This is a genomic window from Haloarcula quadrata (genome assembly GCF_003634715.1).
GTDB classification, from domain to species: Archaea; Halobacteriota; Halobacteria; order Halobacteriales; family Haloarculaceae; genus Haloarcula; species Haloarcula marismortui.
The window spans coordinates 3,235,555-3,252,986 of the sequence record NZ_RBWW01000001.1 but is presented as its reverse complement, the minus strand read 5'-3'; the positions used below and the strand labels follow the sequence as shown (position 1 = coordinate 3,252,986).

The following is a 17,432-nucleotide window of genomic DNA, read 5'->3' as shown; positions in this document are numbered from 1 at the left end:
TCGGAAGTATAGATAAATCCGAACCAGCTTACTTCCGTCTCGTAGTCGACTGGATTTCGCCGAGAATTTCGGGGTTTCGCAGCGCGCTGGTATCGCCTAGATCCTCGTCGTTCGCCACTGACGTCAGCAGGCGGCGCATAACCTTGCCCGAGCGCGTTTTCGGGAGGTCGGGCGTGAACACGACCTCTTTCGGGCGGGCGATACCACCGATGGCGTTGACGATAGCGTCCTCGATGGCTGTCTGGAGTTCACGCTCGGCGTAGCCGTCCTCCGGAGAAGCAAACACGTACACCGCCGTTCCGGTCGTCTCGTCGTCGGCACCGACGACGGCGGCTTCGGCGACGCCGGTGACGCCGGCGACCGTCGACTCCAGTTCCTTGGTGCTAAACCGCCGGCCGGCGACGTTGATCGCGTCGTCGATCCGACCGAGGAACGTGATGTAACCGTCAGCGTCGACCGAGACGCTGTCTTCGGGGTAGTACCGCCATTCCTCGGCGCTGTCCGGGGCGCTGCCCCAGCCCGTCCCGTCAAGTAACGCGCGGGGCATCCCCGGCCAGGGGCGCGTCACAACGAGTTCCCCGGCCGTGTTCGGCTCGGCTGTTGCGCCCGAGCGGGTAACGACGGATGCCTCGATTCCCGGCAGTGGGGTTCCAGCGGCCCCGGGTTTCATTTCGTCGACACCGGGCAGCGTCGATACGAGTATCGCACCGGTTTCGGTCTGCCACCAGGTGTCCACGACTGGGCACTCGCCGCCGCCGATGTGTTCGCGATACCACTCCCAGGCGTGAGCGTCTATCGGCTCGCCAACCGTGCCCAGCAGGCGCAGGCTGGAGAGGTCGTGTTGCTCGGGGTACTGTTCGCCCCACTTCATGAACGCCCGGACTGCCGTCGGCGCAGTATAGAACACGTCAACGGCGTACTTCTCGATGAGCTCCCACAGGCGGTCTTTCTCGGGGTGGTCCGCTGTGCCGTTGTACAGTACTGTCGTCGTTCCAAGCGCGAGCGGGCCGTAGACGATGTAGGAGTGGCCGGTAATCCAGCCGATGTCGGCCGAACACCAGTAGGTGTCTTCGGGCTTGATGTCGAGAACTGACCGGGCGGTCCAAGCGACGTGTGCGAGATACCCCCCGGTCGTGTGGGTGACGGCCTTCGGCTGCCCGGTCGTGCCCGAGGTGTAGATGCGAAAAAGCGGGTCGTCCGCTGCCTGCGAAACGGGCTCGACTTCGGCTCCTTCGTGGGCCGCCAGCAGGTCGTGATAGTCGACGTAGTCGTCGCCTAAATGCACATCACGGCCCAGTCGGTCAAGCACGACGACCGACACGTCGTGGTCGACAGTGATTCGCGCGTTATCAGCCTTGTTCTTTTGTGCGACGGCGCTACCGCGGCGGTAGTAGCCGTCACAGGTAATGAGATACTCTGACTCGGCTCGCTCCATTCGCGTCGCGAGCGCGTCCGCAGAGAACCCGGCGAAGACGACGTTGTGTGGCACGCCAAGACGGGCACAGGCCAGCATCGCGACCGGGAGCTCGGGCACCATCGGGAGGTACAGCGTCACCACGTCGTCCGGGCCGACGCCGCGGTCGCGCAACGCTGCTGCAAAGGCGTTGACCTCCCGGTACAGTTCGAGGTAGGTGTAGGTGCGGGACTCGCCGAGGTGTCCCTCCCAGACCAGTGCTAGTTGGTTCTTGCGCTCGGGGAGGTGCCGGTCAAGACAGTTGTATGCGGCGTTTAATCGGCCGTCGGGGAACCATTCGAACGGTGGTCCGTCCGTTCCACGGAGTACCGTCTCAAACGGCTTCTCCCAGTCAAGCAACTCGGCGGCCTCGCGCCAGCAATCGGGCCACTCCCGTTCGAAGCGGTCGTAGACAGCCAAGTCCGTCACGTTCGCCTGTTTGACGAACCAGTCCGGTGGTTCGACTGTCTCTCGCCCCGTCTGGGACTGGCCCCGATCCGGTTCGTCACCCCGTGTCATCAGTTGACAGTACATCGCCGCACCCAAAAAATATCCTATCTAATTGTGTACGATTCCGCTGTGAGACCGACTACTGCGGTCGGCCGTTCTCACTTTCGACACTGGCGACGGAACTTATATTGATTCCTGCGGACAACAACTGCACGAGAGGTCGGTACGGGGTATGAGCGACACCGAAAAGAAGATCGCCGATACGAAGGGGCAGTTCCTCCAGGCGGTCTCACAGGGCCAGCGGCTGACCGACGCCGAGTGGCGAAACTGTCGCATCGTCCTCACCACCGAGCGGGTCGCCCTGCTGGGCGACGACAAGCGACAGATTTCACTGACCGATATCGACCGTATCGCTGACCGGTTCGACGTGAACCAGCAGAGTGCCGGGGTCTCCGACTACGTCGCACTCTACGTCGGCGAAGACGTTATCCTCGTGTCGGCATCGGACCACGGAACGTTCGAGACCGATTTTTACCGGGCGAGTCTCGACGGCGCAATCGTGCTGGTTCAACACCCGGCACTGAAGGGCGGCGTCGTCCAGTCTGCCGAGTGGACGAAAGGCCGACTCAAAGTGACTGACGAGGCGCTGAAACTTGCGATGGCCGACGGCCAGGCTGTCGTCATTGACCGCGCCGACATCGGCGACCTTGCTGTCGAAGAGAAGCAGGTCAGCGGCGAGGAGCGGACGGTCATTCAGGTCGAGCACAGCGAGGAAGATATCAGCGTCGAAACCCATCTCGCAGGCGAGGAGTTTCATGCAACTGTCCTCCGGACAATGCTCGAAGAGAGCGCCGAACAGAACCAGGCCGATCTGGACCTGAGCTCGACGGAGAAGCGGGTCATCATGGCGCTACACTCCGGTGTGTCGCCGTTCGACATCCCCAACTTCGTCGGCATCGATGTCGAAAAAACCGAGGAGATTTTCGACCGACTGATCGAACTCGACGTGATAAGCGTGCTCCGGGAACGGACCGAAGTGAACCTAACGACCAAGGGCCGTCGGGTCGCTGGCGAGCGGATGGGCGAGCAGTAGTCTGTCGTCCAGAACCAGCAAGCGCCACGAGGACAAATTGTTTTGGATATTTGAAACCTCTGGTTTTGCCGTGATAAACTGGACATACGTGTCGAGTAAACACCACCCAATCTCGGTAAGGCCGCCATATTGAAGCCCCTCCTCCGTCTGCAACAGGTATGCACATCGATACGGCTGTAGTCCTTGCTGCGGGTGAAGGGACTCGTCTCCGGCCGTTGACGCGAAACCGGCCAAAACCTATGTTGCCGGCCGCAAACCGTCCGATTCTCGAACACGTCTTCGACGCGCTGGTCGAGGCAGGCATCGAAAAACTGGTCGTCGTCGTCGGCTACAAGCGCGACCGCGTTCAGGACCACTTCGGGCCGACATATCGCGGCGTTCCTATTTCCTACGTGAGCCAGACGAAACAGCTCGGCAGCGGACACGCACTCCTTCAGGCACGGAGCGTCGTTGACGGCCCGGCTCTGGTGATGAACGGTGACCGTCTCGTCGACGCAGCCACTATCGAGGAGGTAGACACCTCCTATGCGGAGACCGGGAACACAAGCATCGCCGTCCTTGAACGGCAAGACACCAGCCGGTACGGTGCTGTCGAGGTACAGGACCGCGATATTGTTGATATCGTCGAAAAGCCACAACACGACGAGTTCAGGCTCATCAACGGCGGGGTGTACGCTTTCGACGGCGACATCTTCGAGGCTATCGACGAAACGACCCGTCACGCCGGCGAACTGGCACTGACTGACACTATCGAACTCCTCCTTGAATCTGACCGCGTTCAGGCAGTCGAGGTCGACGGGATGTGGGTCGACGCGACGTACCCGTGGGACCTGCTGACCGTCGCCCGAGAGGTGCTGGCGCGGGGCCGGGTCGTCGAATCGGCCCGAGACGAGCAGGTCTGGGTCGATAACTCCGCACGCGTCCATGACGAGGCGACCCTCCAGTCGCCGGTTGTCATTGGCCCGGACTGTGAGATCGGACCCGACGCTGTCATCGGTCCGAACGTCGCGCTTGGCCGTAACACCACTATCGGGGCCAACAGCGTCATCCAGCACACTGTCCTCGACGCGGACACGCGTGTCGACCCGAGTTCGACTCTTATCGACACTGTCACCGGGCAGGACGTGGATCTGGGCGTCAACACTGTCGTTCCTGGTGGCCCGGCCGATGTTCAGGTCGGCACAGAAGTGTTCGAGGACCAGCGGCTCGGTGCCGTCATCGCCGACCGTGCCGTCGCACTCGGTGACGTGAGCTTCGTCTCCGGGTCGCTCGTGGGTCCTAATGCTCGGCTTGCCACTGGCGTGACAGTCAATGGAACTGTCCGCGAAGGCGCGGAGGTGGTCCGCTGATGTGTGGGATCATCGGCTGTGTCGGCCGCGGCGACGAAACGCTCGACACGCTCGTTCACGGCCTCTCGAAGCTGGAGTACCGTGGGTATGACTCCGCTGGCGTCGCGCTTGCGAACAACCATCTCGACCTGTGCAAACACTCCGGGAAAATTACCGACTTGCGCGAGGCACTGTCGGACCGGACGCTCTCGGGGTCGGTCGGTATCGGCCACACCCGCTGGAGTACGCACGGTCCGCCGACCGACGAGAACGCTCACCCGCATCAGGACTGCACCGGTGATGTCGCAGTCGTCCACAACGGCATCATCGAGAACTACCAGTCCCTGCGGGACGAACTCGTCAGCGCTGGCCACACTTTCACGTCCGACACCGATACTGAGGTCGTCCCCCATCTCATCGAAGACGCGCTAGAGGCGGGAGCTGACCCCGAAGAGGCTGTCAGAGAGGCGGTCGACCGACTTGAGGGAAGCTATGCCGTCGCCGTTGTCGTTGCCGGCTGTGACTCGGTATTTGCTGCGCGAAACGACTCGCCGCTCGTGTTAGGGATCGACGACGACGCGACGTATCTGGCCAGTGACGTGCCCGCCTTCCGGGATTTCACCGACAAGGTCGTCTACCTCGCTGACGGCGAGTTCGCCCGCCTCAACGGTGCCGGATGGACCGTCACTGACACCGACGGCAATGTCGTCGAGAAGGACATCGACACCGTCCAGTGGGACCCCGAGGAGACCGGCAAAAGCGGCTACGACCACTTCATGCTCAAAGAGATCCACGAGCAACCGCGCGCGCTCCGGCAGTGTCTGCGGGGCCGGGTCGACGAACTTGCCGGAACGGTCGACATCGGCGACCTCGGCGACCTTTCCCCGACCGGCGTCCAGTTCGTCGCCTGCGGGACCTCCTACCATGCAGCTCTGCACGGCGCACAACTGTTCCGTGAAGCGGGCGTCCCCGCCCAGGCGTTCCTCGCCAGTGAATACGCCACAGGTACGCCACCCATCGGCGACGCGCTCGTCGTTGGCGTCACGCAGAGCGGCGAAACCGCAGACACGCTTTCCGCACTTCGGGCCGCCCGCCGCCGCGGCGCACGCACGCTGGCCGTGACCAACGTCGTTGGCTCAACCGCGGCCCGCGAATGCGATCACGCGCTGTACATCCGCGCTGGGCCGGAAATCGGCGTCGCCGCTACCAAGACCTTCGCCTCCCAGCTAGCCGCGCTGAACCTGCTCGCCCTTGGGACGTCGACGACCGGTGATGCCCGGCAGGTAATCAGCGCGCTCCGCGACCTCCCCGGCCACGTTCAGGAGGTTCTTGATGAGTCTGCTGCCCGGGAAGTCGCTGAGTTGTATCAGGACGCCAACGCCTACTTCTTCATCGGCCGTGGCTACCAAGAGCCCGTGGCACTCGAAGGCGCACTGAAAATGAAGGAGATCACCTACAAGCACGCCGAGGGCTTCGCTGCCGGTGAGCTAAAACACGGCCCACTTGCTCTGGTGACAGATAACACGCCCGTATTCGCTATTGTAACTGGCGACGACGAGCGCGCCCGCAAGACTATCGGAAACGTCAAAGAGGTCGAAGCGCGCGACGCCCCGGTGGTCGCAATTACTGACGGACAGAGCGACGTTGAACGGTATGCCGACCACGTACTACAAATTCCGAAGACGCATCCGCGGGCCGCTGCAGTGCTTGCGAATACGCACCTGCAGCTGGTGTCGTATCACACAGCTGCATTGCTGGGCCGAAACATCGATAAACCACGCAACCTGGCAAAAAGTGTGACGGTAGAGTGAGCGGCGCGTAGCTGGCTACTCGCGCTGCTCGTGGTTCTCTGACGGTTTTGGCGGTTCGAGGAGTTTTGCTGCCAGCTTGACTGCTTTTGAGCCTGAGAGGGTCTTTTCGATAGCCCGTGTCACTGTGCCGAGGCCAGAATTTTTCCAGAACCGCGTAAGCTGGGGAGTGAAAGCGTCGAGAACAGCGAGTAATGAACCGACAGTGTACGTTTCGCGTAGGTCGATAACGATGAGCGCTGACTCCGACGTTACTGTGTGGCGCAGATTCTCGCTGCCCTGTTACCTTGCCGCTGTGACCGCCTCTCACCGTTAATCAAAACTCGGTGATAACAGTGTACCAGGGTGATGATTACGGTTTTCAGATTCAGTGCAACTCCCATACGGAAGCGCTTACCGAGATACACGGGCTCATTACGACCGATGTATTGCGGTCGATGATTAAGTGTTCTCAATGGTTCTTGTGCGCCATTATAATATCAATAATAACGCTCCAGATCTGTCTCGAAACGAGTTTCATATCGTAGCTAAACGACTGGTCACGCACGTATTCTAGGTCGTATCGCAGCTTTTCGCCCGGCTCCTTTCCAGTCACATGATTAACCTGGGCAGGACCAGTTAGGCCCGGTTTGACGAACCATCGTTTCTGCCAGTCAACGACACCAGTCTGGATATCCGAGTCCAGCACCGGTCGTTCTGGCCGTGGACCGACGACGCTCATATCTCCTCGCAGTATCGACCAAAGCTGTGGAATTTCATCCAGATGCGTCTGTCGCAGCACTCGCCCGACCGAGGTTACGCGTGGATCGACTCCACCCGCATCTTCGTCGCTAATCTTCACACCGGTTTCGCCTTCTGCGTTCTCGATCATCGACCGAAACTTGTAGATCGAGAAGGTTTCGCCGAACACCGCTGTTCGGTCTTGTCGGTACAGTATCGAGCCGCCGTCCTCTAGCTTTATCGCGACTACAATCCCAACGATCACCGGCGATAGCGCGATCAGCCCAGCCGATGCAAACGCGATATCGAACGCGCGCTTGAGAATGTAGTCCTGTATGTCCCAGGGCTCGATCTCTACGTCAACCAGGGTTCCGACTCCACCGCTGGCGGTCAGCACAGAATCTGCATGGTCGCGATGAACTTTCGCGTTGACACCGTACTCGTAACAGGCGTCGAGAGCGCCGAAGAACTCCGCCCGGTCGGCATGCTCAAACGCTAGCACGACCGTATCGATGTCATACTCGACGAGCACGTCCTCAATCCGCGAGAGGCCACCCAACCGTTCCAACCCACTGGGGTTAGTTCCGCCGTCAGCGATGGCTTCGGTCTGTTCGATTGTCGTAATGACACTCGTCGGACAGAGATACCCCAGGAGCGTCCCGTTGACCTCGCTTGCTACTTCCTCTATCACTTGGAGGTTATCGCCAACGACGATGGTTCGCTCGCCGTTTGAGGACGGTCGCTTCCGAATCCACACAAACCACGCGGGCAGTGCGACCAGTAATAAGGGGGTCACTAACACGACAGTCAAACGCGGCAGCTTGTACGAATAATCGAAGTAGCCGATCGTTGCCAGGACGAGAGCCGGCACGAGTACCCGCTTCTGGGCCAGTGCTATCGCATCAAGAATTCTCCGTGGGCGAGGTTTGTACAACGGGAGGAACACACTGACGACGACCGCGATTGTGACCAAGAGCTCGATCGTGAATTCTGGCCCCGTTGGGGGGTCAGTCGGCAGCCGACTGAGTATCGGGATAGTTGTCGCTATCGACTGGATGGTCGCGTTATTAACAAGTGCGACGGCGACCGCTGTAAGCACGACAACGCCGGCCACACTTGCAACCCGGTACCGCCAGCCACTATCCATTATCAGTGTGATTGCCGAGTTCCGGAATAAGTCCTGCGTCCCGGAACTCAAATACTGAAGCTACTGTCCGTAGACACGCGGTCCAACTGCCCTGCATTGTCATAGTGCCACTGAAAGACACTGCTGCACGAGACCTGTTCGTGAGCCGACGGACCCACGGTGTACGCACCAGCGTAGTCGTGTCGACTATCGCAGCGTTGATCCAACCCTCTCTGTGCCTGTTCCATTTGACGCTGTACGGTAGATATCGTCTCACGGTGGTGGTCCAGTCTTCTGATTGGGAACTTACACAACCACGCGACCGACGTGACTGTATGGTCTCACCGGTTACTGACCAGGCTACCCGAACTGAGCTCTCACTCGCTTGCAGCGATGTTTTCGGCGGCTATCTCTGGGTTAATTTCGCCCTGTAGCCGTTCCTCAGCCTGATCGCGGTCTTCGGGATAGCCGATATCGTTCCGCCAGCCGTCCATGCGGATCGCGTCGATCGTTCGCCCGGAGTGTAACAGGAGGTCAATCGCATCACTGATCTCGTACTCGCCGCGATTGGAGGGCTGCACCAGATGGCAGGCGTGGAAGATAGCTGGCGTGAACGTGTAGAACCCAGTCATCACAAGGTTTGACGGCGGCTCTTCTGGCTTTTCGACGACTTCGGTGATCTCACCGTACTTGTTGGTGTCACAGACACCGTACCGCCCGGCTTCTTCCCACGGGACTTCCTCAACGAGGAAGGCGGCGTCGGCACGTTCCTCCGCCTGACGGTTGACGACGTCCTGGAGGTTCGCTTCGAAGATGTTGTCGCCGAGCATCAGCATGAAGTCGTCGTCAACGTGTTCCTCGACGGTCAGGAGTGCGTGGGCAAGGCCGTTCTGCTCGCGTTGGTGGGTGTAGGTAATCGGAACACCATCGAACTCGTCCTCGTAGTGATTAATGATGGCCTGCTTCTTGTAGCCGACAACTACCAGCAGTTCGTCGGCGCCTAGCTCGATCAACTGCTCGAAGCAGTGGGTCAGAATCGGTTTCCCCGCGACCTCTACCATCCCCTTTGGCTTGTCTTCGGTCAGCGGGCGGAGACGGGTCCCCTCACCAGCGGCAAGTACGACAGCTTTCATATCTCTCAATTCGTTGGCCGTCCGATAAAACTCTTGTCGAATTATAAGATCCGAATTATAATATCCGCTCCTTGACTACTGCCGCCCGATGAACGTCAGCATTGTCGGGAGCGGATACGTCGGGACAACGGTCGCCGCGTGTCTTGCGGATCTCGGGCACGAAGTCGTAACGATAGACATCGATGAAGACATCGTTGACGCAATCAATAATGGCGAGTCGCCGATACACGAACCTGGGCTTGACGAACTTGTCGCCGAACACGGTGGTGGGCGACTCCGGGCAAGTACCGACTACGAAGAAATACTCGACACTGAACTGACGATGTTGGCGCTTCCGACACCATCGAACGACGATGGAAGCATCGACCTCCAGTTCATGGAAGCCGGTGCGGCATCTATCGGTGAGGCGCTGGCCGGCACTGAGAACGCGGCAGCGGACCCGCATCTCGTCGTCACGAAGTCGACTGTCGTCCCGAACACGACCGAGGATCGGCTCGCACCACGTATCGCTGACGCCGGTCTCGAACGTGGGGCGGACTTCCTCGTCGCGTCCAATCCTGAGTTCCAGCGCGAGGGGACGGCCGTCGCGGACTTCCTGAATCCTGACAAACTCGTCTTCGGGACGGACGACGACCGCGCAACGGCCCTTCTCAATGACCTCTACGCGCCGCTACGCAAGGCTGCTGACGGCGACGTGCCGGTCGTCGAAACCGGTATCGCCGAGGCCGAGATGATAAAGTACGCCAACAACACGTTCCTCGCGACGAAAGTCAGCCTCATCAACGACATCGGGAACATTTGCAAGGAGTTCGGCGTTGACGCCTACGAGGTCGCCGATGCTATCGGACTCGACGACCGGATCGGCGAGCAGTTCCTCCGAAGCGGCGTCGGCTGGGGTGGCAGTTGCTTCCCGAAAGACACGGACGCCATCATCGCCGCGGCGCAGGAGCAGGGCTACGACCCCGCTGTCCTTTCCGCGGCCGTGGAACTGAACGACGCGCAGCCAGAGCGGCTCCTCTCCCTCCTCGATGACCACATCGACGTATCCGGCAAACGAATCGCTGTTCTCGGGCTGGCATTCAAACCCGGGACGGATGACATCCGAAACACGCGAGCTGTTCCGGTCATCGAGGGACTGCAGGAGCGTGGCGCAGACATCGTCGCCTACGACCCTGTTGCCACCGAGAATATGCGCGAGCGCTACCCCGACATCGAGTACGCCGACTCAGCTGCGATCGCTCTTGAGGGTGCGTCCGGCGCTGTTGTTGTCACTGGCTGGGACGAGTTCGGAGCGCTCGACGCTGAATTCGATGAGATGGCTGCCCCTGTCGTCGTTGACGGCCGACGGAGCATCGAGCGGCGCGACGGCATCACTTACGAAGGATTGACCTGGTAGTGCGGTTAGCGACGCACTCGCATTTGTCTGTCAAGGACTGCGACTGTGCCGGCAGCGAGTACCGCCACCACGAGCACGGTCGGGTCCGAAGACACGTACAGGCTCGGCGTCGGCGGCCGCCAGTTCGTGAACGGGTACAGCCACGCGCTCGCTCGTCCGTCGGCGTACACTCGCATCCCATCGAGTAGCAACGACGTGAGGCCGCCGAACGTCACGAGGCCGAATACTCGTCTCCAGCGTCGTCGCTCGAATGCGACGGTGATGACTCCAGTGAGCAACAGGACTCCGCCGAGTGTAGAGACAGGCATATAGGTGAACGGCATCGGTTTACCCCCAGAACGATTTCGGTACTCTCTCGTAGATTGCCCCTGACCTGCCAGTAGGTCAATGCAGGCGACAAAGGCGATTGTGAGGGATGGTCTCTCTGACAGAGACCATCCCGTGTCGTCTGCTTTGGGGAGTGCAGTCGCGTGACTTCCTCAGATGACAGCGTTGAGGTTTCGCGTGAGGAACTTCTTGCGCTCAAAAATCGTGTTGAGAAGCTTGAACAGGAGAATCAACACCTCCGCGAAGAGAACAAGCGGCTCAGAGCCAAACTTCGCTGGCACGAAGGACCGCACACCCCCTCCAGTCAGAAACAATCTGACTCTGAGGAGTCGTCCTCGTCTTCATCCGACGAGGACGACGAAGAACCTCGTACTGACGGCGGGACACCGGGTCGAAAATCCGGCCATAATCCCGAGTGGCGGTCTGCACCCGATCCAGATGAGGAGGTCGAAGTCACGTGTGACTGTTGCCCTGACTGTGGTGAGCAGTTCGATGAGTCGGAGGGCATCAGCCCGCGACTCGTCGAAGAGATTCCTGATCCGCAGCCTGTGGAAGCTACCCAGTACAACCGCCATTACTACGAGTGCGACTCGTGCGGAACCGAGACGGTGGCATCACACCCCGACTGCCCCGATGAGGGGCAGTTCGGGGTGAACGTCATCGCGCAGGCGGCTCTTTCCCGGTACGATCACCGGCTTCCCTACCGAAAGATCGCTGATCGTTTCAACCAACTCCACGGATTGGACCTTTCGGGCGCGTCCGCGTGGCATGCGACCGAGCGCGCAGCGCGCGCCGGTCGCTCGGAGTACGAGCAGATACGTAGACAGATTCAACAGGCCGACGTGGTCAACGTTGATGAAACGGGAATCAAGCGCGACGGAGACCAAGCGTGGCTCTGGACGTTCCGAACGGACAAGCACACGCTGTACGCCGTCCGGGAAAGTCGTGGCCACGATGTTCCTGCGGAAGTCCTCGGGGAGGACTTCGCAGGAACGATTATCTGTGACGGGTGGACAGCGTACCCAGCTTTCAGCAAGAAACTCCAGCGGTGTTGGGCGCACATTCTCCGGGAGGCCGAGGATGCTGCCGAACAGCAGGAAGAAGGCGAACCGATCTACCGAGCGCTCACACAGTTGTATGCCGCTCTCCAGACTCAGCTGGAGAGCGACTTGACACTGCGCGAGCGGGCAGAATTACAGCGTGTCGCGCGGAGAGAACTCGAATCGTTGATTGAGCGGTCGGTCCCCGACGGACCAGTGGCAACACTACTCGGGAAGATCGAAGGAGGCCTCGACCACTGGCTCACCTTCGTCGGTGAGCCAGCGGTCTCGCCGACGAACAACGCTGCGGAAAACGCGCTACGTGAACCAGTCGTTCTTCGGAAAATCATCGGGACACTCCGGAACGACCGCGGAATGTTCGTCCACGAAACCCTCTTCTCCCTGCTGGCAACGTGGAGCCAGCAGGGACGCAATCCCTATGAGGAACTCAAGCGAGTCGTTCGGGACAACGAGATGATCTCACGAGCTCGCGCTGTACCGGTCGTTGAATCCACAGGGTAAACACATACGGGTGAACGGAACGCCGAGAAACGCTTCGACTACCCTCTCGTTTAGCACGATTCCGACCTTTACCAGATCGGGAATCGCCGCACCGCCCATCCCAACGACGACCCAGCGCTGATCGAGCCAGTCGACGCGCCAGCTCGCTACCGTGAGAAGGATATATGGGGCGAGCAGGTGTGTTAGCAGGTCAGCCATCGCGGGCCTCCAGCGTCCACGCCTCTCGGTCGATGCGCCAATACCGGACGAACAGCAGCAGGAATCCCAGTGCGCCGATAGCCGAGGCACCGTACTTGTAGAACTCGGCCCACCGACTGCTGTTGACAACTTCGACGCGCTCGGCCGCTATCGTCTGCGCTGGTTCGAGCGTCCCGTACACCTGGACGACGCCACCGGGTTCGACGGCTGTTCTCGTCTCAGTGACCCTGAGTGTGATTGCCGTCCCATCGCTTTCGGCCCTGATTCGCATCTCGCCTTCGTTGGTCTCTGTCACCGTCCCAAACACCATGAGCTGTTGTCCGACGTATGACTCGTATCCGGCCGAAAGGTCCGCAGCATCCGGATACGGTGACCGTTCGTCCTCTGTCAGTTCCGCGTGGATGCACAGTCCCCCGAGTGTCAGACACAGCACAAGCATGATGACGACACGGACCCAGACGCGCACATCCTCTGTTCTTTCGGTGGGTAGAATGGTCGTTTTGCTTCAGAACTACGGCGTGCCTGTCTCAGAAACTCACTCGACAGTGACGTTGCCGCCACCGTACACCGTCTGTTCTGTGACTTCGACGGTCGTTTCACTTCCGCTATCGGTCGTCACCGTGTACGTCCCAGGGTTTGCGACGGTAACAGTGAACGCACCGTTCCGGTCGGCTGTCGTCTGGCGTTCGTAAGCTATCTCTCTGTCCGAGACAGCGACCGTCGTTTCGACCGAAACGGTTGCATTCGGGGCCACGGAGCCCTTTACCGTCCCACCGGGGACGACCGCGAACGCCTTGTGGCTCCCGTCTTCGCTCGTGAATATTGGCTGGTAGTGGGCCAATCCACCCACATCATCGCCCCGGCTTCCGAAGCGCTGGTGTAACCGAGTGTACATCGTGGTCGGTCCCTCAATGTCTGCCTCTGTCGTCACGACATATCCGACTCGGTTGGAAATCCGATTATGGGCCTCATCAGGGTCCGTCGCTGCAATGAACGGTCCGTACGTCTGGCGAGCGTAGCTGTAGCTTCGTGACTCGCCGTTGACGAAGTAGTTGTACACGCGGTTCTGTCCCCAGCGGCTGAGGACGCGGTTTTCTGGGTACTCGAGTCCGCGCTCGGCGGCGTCTGCCTCAATTGCAGTCGCCGTGTCGTATGTCCCGTCCTCAATGAGCACCTGACTCGTTTTGACTGGAACTTGCACCATCCCGAGGGCTCCGAACAACAGGAACAGCACGAACAGCGATACAACCGCACGGCTATCCGGAACGAGCACGTCTCGCAGATCCTTGTCGCCAGTTGCCAGCACCGGACGGGCGAGGTCGACCCACGAGGCGACCCAGACGAACGCAAGGCCGGCGAACAGTGCCAAAAACGGGGCCAGTTCGCCGACGAAACGGACTTGAATCACGGCGAGGACGAGCAACACCCAGGCGTAGCTACTGGCGACGAGCCAGCCGCTTCGGTCGTTCCGAGCGAGGTTGATTCCCCACACCATCGCTGGAAGCGCCACGAACAGCGTCAGGCCCAGCAGGAACAGGAAGCCAAAGGCGTCTGCGCTGAACAGCCCGTACGTCTCGGCGATCGCGTCGGACCGAAACAGCGTATCGAGCCGCCTGTCGAACGTGCCCCACTGTGCTGTGAAGCCAAAGCGGAAGACAAGCAGGCTGATGACGCCAAGCCCGAAATCGACCGCAGTCAGTTGCCTGACAGTGCCCCCGACGCGCCTGGCTACTTCTGCCGTAGTGATGACGATGACGGTGCCCACAGCCAGCAGTGTCGGCGCGCTAGCCACGAGTGCAGTCTGCCAGCCGGTGATAGTATGGACACCGCCAGCGAGTAGCGCACCGAGGCTAACGCCGGCAAGAACTGGTGCGTTTCTGACCAGTGCCGACCGGTCGTTAGACACGTCAAGAAGTGTCTGGCCTAATACGACCAGACTGGCCGGCAGAACAAGCAACGGTCCGGCCTCCCACGCAAGCACTTGGCCGGCAATCCCGACACCGATGCCGACCGCGGCGATCCACGGCTGTGGTTGACGAAGCGATGTTCGATTCGTGGCCGTCGTTAGCGCGACCACGAGTGCAAGGGCAGTGAGTCCCAGCCAGGGATAGTCGAAGGCGTGGTGGTCCGCGAACCCGAGGCTCGTCCGGAAGGCGTGACCGGGAATAAACGCTAGAAAGAGGACCGATGCGAGACCGACACGCCGGTCGCCTGACACCCGAACTGCGAGCAGATAGAGCAGGACGCTCGTAACGAGTGCTGACACGACCGGATACCAGGCGAGAACGTGGCCAATAACTGGGTTGCTCCCGCCGAAGAGGCTGGCGACCCACCAGAGCGTCGCGACCGTGAGTGGCTCCCCATTGGCTAATCCACCTGGGAGCACGGAGAGTGCCCCGAAATTGGCCGCGCTGCCGGCGTTTGCCGCGACCTGTTCGACGTGATACCTGTAGTAGTAGGGGTCGTTGCCCGAGAGGACGATGTCGCCGCCACGATATATCGACCCGATGACGTACGTTCGGGCGACGAACACGACCGCTAGGGCAGCGACGAGCAGGCCAGTTGCTCGTGTATCGAAATCAAAACGTAGCGCGTCACCGAGCGCTAGCCCCTGCCCGCTGTCATTACTGACCTCGGAGTCGCCGTTAAGCGCGGCCCGCACAGCGTCGGGATCGGCGACGCGGTACTCGTCACCGTCCTTCTCGACGATGCCAGCGGAGACGAGTTCGCCGAACTGGCCCGAATCGATGGGAATGTCGTCGAACGTCCAGCCGTCCTGCTCGTCGTCGACGGCCAGAACCACTTCCGTCGCATCTCGTAACTCGGGCCGGTCATCGAGTACCGCTCCCGCCCCGGGCGTATCGCTCATGTATCTTCTCTTTCCGGTCTGGCGAATAAATCCATCGAGACTCGTCGTCTACGTGTTCGCCGACTCCAGTGCGGTCCGAATCGCTGACTCGACGTCGTGTTCCGGAGTCCAGCCAAGCGCGTCGCTTGTCCGCCCGGTATCGACCGGGAATGAGTCAACGAGCGTCTCGTCGTCGCCCCGTGGGTTCTCGACCAGTTCCACGTCGGCATCGATGTCGGCGATATCGGCGGCGATATCCCTGACGAGGTTGGCGACGGTATGGACGCCCGGGTCCTCGTCGCTTGCGATCTCGTATTTTTCGACGCCGGTCTCGCCGCGGTCCAGTTGCTCCAGTAGCCGTTCGCAGCTATCGACGTAGGCCCGGGCCACGTCCTTGACGTGAATGAAGTTCCGGGACTGCGTTCCGGGCTCGTAGACGGTCAGCGTCTCGCCAGCGAGCGCGCGGTTCACGAAGAAGTTGATAACGGTCCCCTTCGAGACGGTCTGGCCGTCTATCTCGTGGCTCCCATAGAGGTTCGATATCATGAACTGGTGGGCAGGGAACGCGCCGTCGGCGTACGTCTCGACATCGCGCTCGTTGAGCAGTTTCGTTCGGCCGTACCAGTTCAGCGGGTCCCGTGGGTGGTCGACTGTAATGGGGAATTCCTGTGGGTCGCCGATGACGGCCATCGAGAACGGGAAAATCAGCGCTGCGCCTGTCTTGCGGCAGAACCAGGCGACGTTGTCCGTTCCCTGTACGTTCACTTCGTACGCTAGGTCTGGTTTCTCCTCGCAGTCGTCGACGCCGGACACCGCCGCGAGGTGCATCACGACGTCGGCCCCGTCTAGCGCCGCTTCCAGACGGTCCCGGTTCCGGATGTCGACGTGTTCGATATCGACATCGCCGACGGACTGCACGGTACCGAGATAGAAGTTGTCGATAGCGGTGATCTCCCAGTCGGGGTGGGCCTGCTGTAGTTCGTAGATGACGCGGCTCCCGATGTAGCCTGCACCGCCGGTGATGGCGATGTGTGGCTGTTCGCTTGTAGGTTCTGTCTCAGACATTGGTGGTGAATTTCTCCGCGAGGTCGCGGACGCCCTCGCGGAGCGTCCACGATGGTTCGAAGCCGGTCTCGCTCAGTCGGTCAAAGTTGACATGATACGACGGACCGGGATGCTCGTCTTCGAGGTAGGTCACGTCGACCGGGGCGACCTCGTCAGCGACGATGTCGGCGATCTCCGAGATCTGGTAGTTCGCGTCCATCGACCCGACGTTGTACACTGGTTCGTCCCAGGAATCGGGATCGCACGCCGCCTCCGCGTAGGCACGGGCAGCGTCCCGGACATGGATGAACGGCCGCCAGTTCGAGCCGTCGCCGTAGACGGTGAGCGGGCGGTCGGTGAGCGCGCGGAACACGAAGTAGTTCACGACGAGGTTGAACCGGATGCCCGGCGAGTGGCCGAAGTTGGTAGCCATTCGCAGGGCGGTGCCAGTCATATCGAACTCCTCGCAGTACTCCTGCAGTAGCGTCTCGGACTGCAGTTTCGTCTCCGCGTAGGGGTTGATCGGGTCCGGGTCGACTGTCTCGTCGATGTCGGTGCTGGTCGCGCGGCCGTAAACGTTACACGAGGAGGCGAAGACGACGTGGTCGACACCGAGCTTGCCGGCCGCAGTCAGGACGTTCTCGGTGCCGTCGTAGTTGATGGCGAAGGTTTCGTCACGGCGTTCATGTGTGCTCGACGCGCCGGTGATGGCAGCGAGATGGATGACGCGGTCGACGCCGCGCATGGCGCTCTCCACGTCGCCGTACTCGCGGATGTCGCCCCGGCGAAATTCGAGGCTGTCGCCGAGCGTCCCCAGCAGCGCCCGCGGCGATCCTGAGGAGAGGTCGTCGAAGACGACGACGTCGTCCACGCGGTCGTCCGCACGGAGCAGCGGTATCAGCGCGCTGCCGATGTAGCCACAGGCCCCGGTGACCAGCACGTCCAT

11 protein-coding genes and 3 pseudogenes are annotated in these 17,432 nt (G+C 60.8%); 5 read left to right on the top strand and 9 right to left on the bottom strand.

What is annotated here, in order from left to right; genetic code table 11:
• Positions 1-28 precede the first annotated feature (28 nt).
• A complete protein-coding gene (gene acs, locus BDK61_RS16835) occupies positions 29-1,972 on the bottom strand; it encodes an acetate--CoA ligase (RefSeq protein WP_121303837.1) in 1,944 nt (647 codons plus the stop codon).
• Positions 1,973-2,135: 163 nt separating this feature from the next.
• On the opposite strand from acs, the gene BDK61_RS16830 reads away from it, so the two are divergent.
• The 3 genes from BDK61_RS16830 to glmS all read left to right on the top strand — a co-directional run bounded on the left by BDK61_RS16830 (position 2,136) and on the right by glmS (position 6,135).
• Positions 2,136-2,996, top strand: coding sequence for a CheF family chemotaxis protein (locus BDK61_RS16830; RefSeq protein ID WP_004964393.1), 861 nt, complete (start codon positions 2,136-2,138; stop codon positions 2,994-2,996).
• A gap of 158 nt (positions 2,997-3,154) precedes the next feature.
• Entirely contained in the window at positions 3,155-4,345 is a 1,191-nt protein-coding gene (glmU, locus tag BDK61_RS16825; RefSeq protein ID WP_121303836.1) for a bifunctional sugar-1-phosphate nucleotidylyltransferase/acetyltransferase, read from the top strand.
• Positions 4,345-6,135: a glutamine--fructose-6-phosphate transaminase (isomerizing) gene (gene glmS, locus BDK61_RS16820; RefSeq protein WP_121303835.1), complete on the top strand. Its 1,791-nt coding sequence runs from the start codon at positions 4,345-4,347 to the stop codon at positions 6,133-6,135. The genes glmU and glmS overlap by 1 nt, the downstream gene beginning before the upstream one ends.
• Positions 6,136-6,583: 448 nt before the next feature.
• On the opposite strand, the gene BDK61_RS16815 is transcribed toward glmS, so the two are convergent.
• Complete coding sequence (locus tag BDK61_RS16815) at positions 6,584-7,999, bottom strand: sugar transferase (RefSeq protein ID WP_121303834.1); 1,416 nt, start codon at positions 7,997-7,999, stop codon at positions 6,584-6,586.
• Between the two features lie 356 nt (positions 8,000-8,355).
• Positions 8,356-9,111 (bottom strand): UTP--glucose-1-phosphate uridylyltransferase AglF, encoded by a 756-nt coding sequence (aglF, locus tag BDK61_RS16810; protein WP_004964383.1) that lies wholly within the window; start codon positions 9,109-9,111, stop codon positions 8,356-8,358.
• Between the two features lie 88 nt (positions 9,112-9,199).
• Between aglF and aglM the strand changes: the two genes are divergently transcribed.
• Positions 9,200-10,507, top strand: a complete 1,308-nt coding sequence (aglM, locus tag BDK61_RS16805; protein ID WP_121303833.1) for a UDP-glucose 6-dehydrogenase AglM — start codon at positions 9,200-9,202, stop codon at positions 10,505-10,507.
• 5 nt (positions 10,508-10,512) lie between these two features.
• Here aglM and BDK61_RS16800 read toward each other — a convergent pair.
• Positions 10,513-10,830: pseudogene (locus tag BDK61_RS16800) on the bottom strand (hypothetical protein); the annotation flags it as partial.
• Positions 10,831-10,922: 92 nt separating this feature from the next.
• Here BDK61_RS16800 and tnpC point away from each other — a divergent pair.
• A pseudogene (tnpC, locus tag BDK61_RS16795) lies at positions 10,923-12,396 on the top strand (IS66 family transposase).
• Positions 12,397-12,399: 3 nt separating this feature from the next.
• Here the strand turns inward: tnpC and BDK61_RS16790 are convergent.
• The 5 genes and pseudogenes from BDK61_RS16790 to BDK61_RS16770 all read right to left on the bottom strand — a co-directional run.
• Positions 12,400-12,594, bottom strand: a pseudogene (locus BDK61_RS16790) (hypothetical protein); the annotation flags it as partial.
• Positions 12,587-13,060 (bottom strand): hypothetical protein, encoded by a 474-nt coding sequence (locus tag BDK61_RS16785; protein WP_049939092.1) that lies wholly within the window; start codon positions 13,058-13,060, stop codon positions 12,587-12,589. The pseudogene BDK61_RS16790 and the gene BDK61_RS16785, both read right to left, overlap by 8 nt.
• Positions 13,061-13,129: 69 nt before the next feature.
• Positions 13,130-15,463 carry an STT3 domain-containing protein gene (locus BDK61_RS16780; RefSeq protein WP_121303832.1) on the bottom strand — a complete coding sequence of 778 codons (2,334 nt, stop codon included), beginning with the start codon at positions 15,461-15,463 and terminating at the stop codon, positions 13,130-13,132.
• Between the two features lie 48 nt (positions 15,464-15,511).
• Positions 15,512-16,507 carry an NAD-dependent epimerase/dehydratase family protein gene (locus tag BDK61_RS16775; protein WP_121303831.1) on the bottom strand — a complete coding sequence of 332 codons (996 nt, stop codon included), beginning with the start codon at positions 16,505-16,507 and terminating at the stop codon, positions 15,512-15,514.
• A complete protein-coding gene (locus BDK61_RS16770) occupies positions 16,500-17,432 on the bottom strand; it encodes an NAD-dependent epimerase/dehydratase family protein (protein ID WP_121303830.1) in 933 nt (310 codons plus the stop codon). The genes BDK61_RS16775 and BDK61_RS16770 overlap by 8 nt, the downstream gene beginning before the upstream one ends.

Excerpts from the sequence above, each read along its gene's own strand:
- acs (WP_121303837.1), bottom strand. The coding sequence starts at position 1,972 with ATGACACGGGGTGACGAACCGGATCGGGGCCAGTCCCAGACGGGGCGA.
- BDK61_RS16830 (WP_004964393.1), top strand. The coding sequence starts at position 2,136 with ATGAGCGACACCGAAAAGAAGATCGCCGATACGAAGGGGCAGTTCCTC.
- glmU (WP_121303836.1), top strand. The coding sequence starts at position 3,155 with ATGCACATCGATACGGCTGTAGTCCTTGCTGCGGGTGAAGGGACTCGT.
- glmS (WP_121303835.1), top strand. The coding sequence starts at position 4,345 with ATGTGTGGGATCATCGGCTGTGTCGGCCGCGGCGACGAAACGCTCGAC.
- BDK61_RS16815 (WP_121303834.1), bottom strand. The coding sequence starts at position 7,999 with ATGGATAGTGGCTGGCGGTACCGGGTTGCAAGTGTGGCCGGCGTTGTC.
- aglF (WP_004964383.1), bottom strand. The coding sequence starts at position 9,111 with ATGAAAGCTGTCGTACTTGCCGCTGGTGAGGGGACCCGTCTCCGCCCG.
- aglM (WP_121303833.1), top strand. The coding sequence starts at position 9,200 with ATGAACGTCAGCATTGTCGGGAGCGGATACGTCGGGACAACGGTCGCC.
- BDK61_RS16780 (WP_121303832.1), bottom strand. The coding sequence starts at position 15,463 with ATGAGCGATACGCCCGGGGCGGGAGCGGTACTCGATGACCGGCCCGAG.
- BDK61_RS16775 (WP_121303831.1), bottom strand. The coding sequence starts at position 16,507 with ATGTCTGAGACAGAACCTACAAGCGAACAGCCACACATCGCCATCACC.
- BDK61_RS16770 (WP_121303830.1), bottom strand. The coding sequence starts at position 17,432 with ATGGACGTGCTGGTCACCGGGGCCTGTGGCTACATCGGCAGCGCGCTG.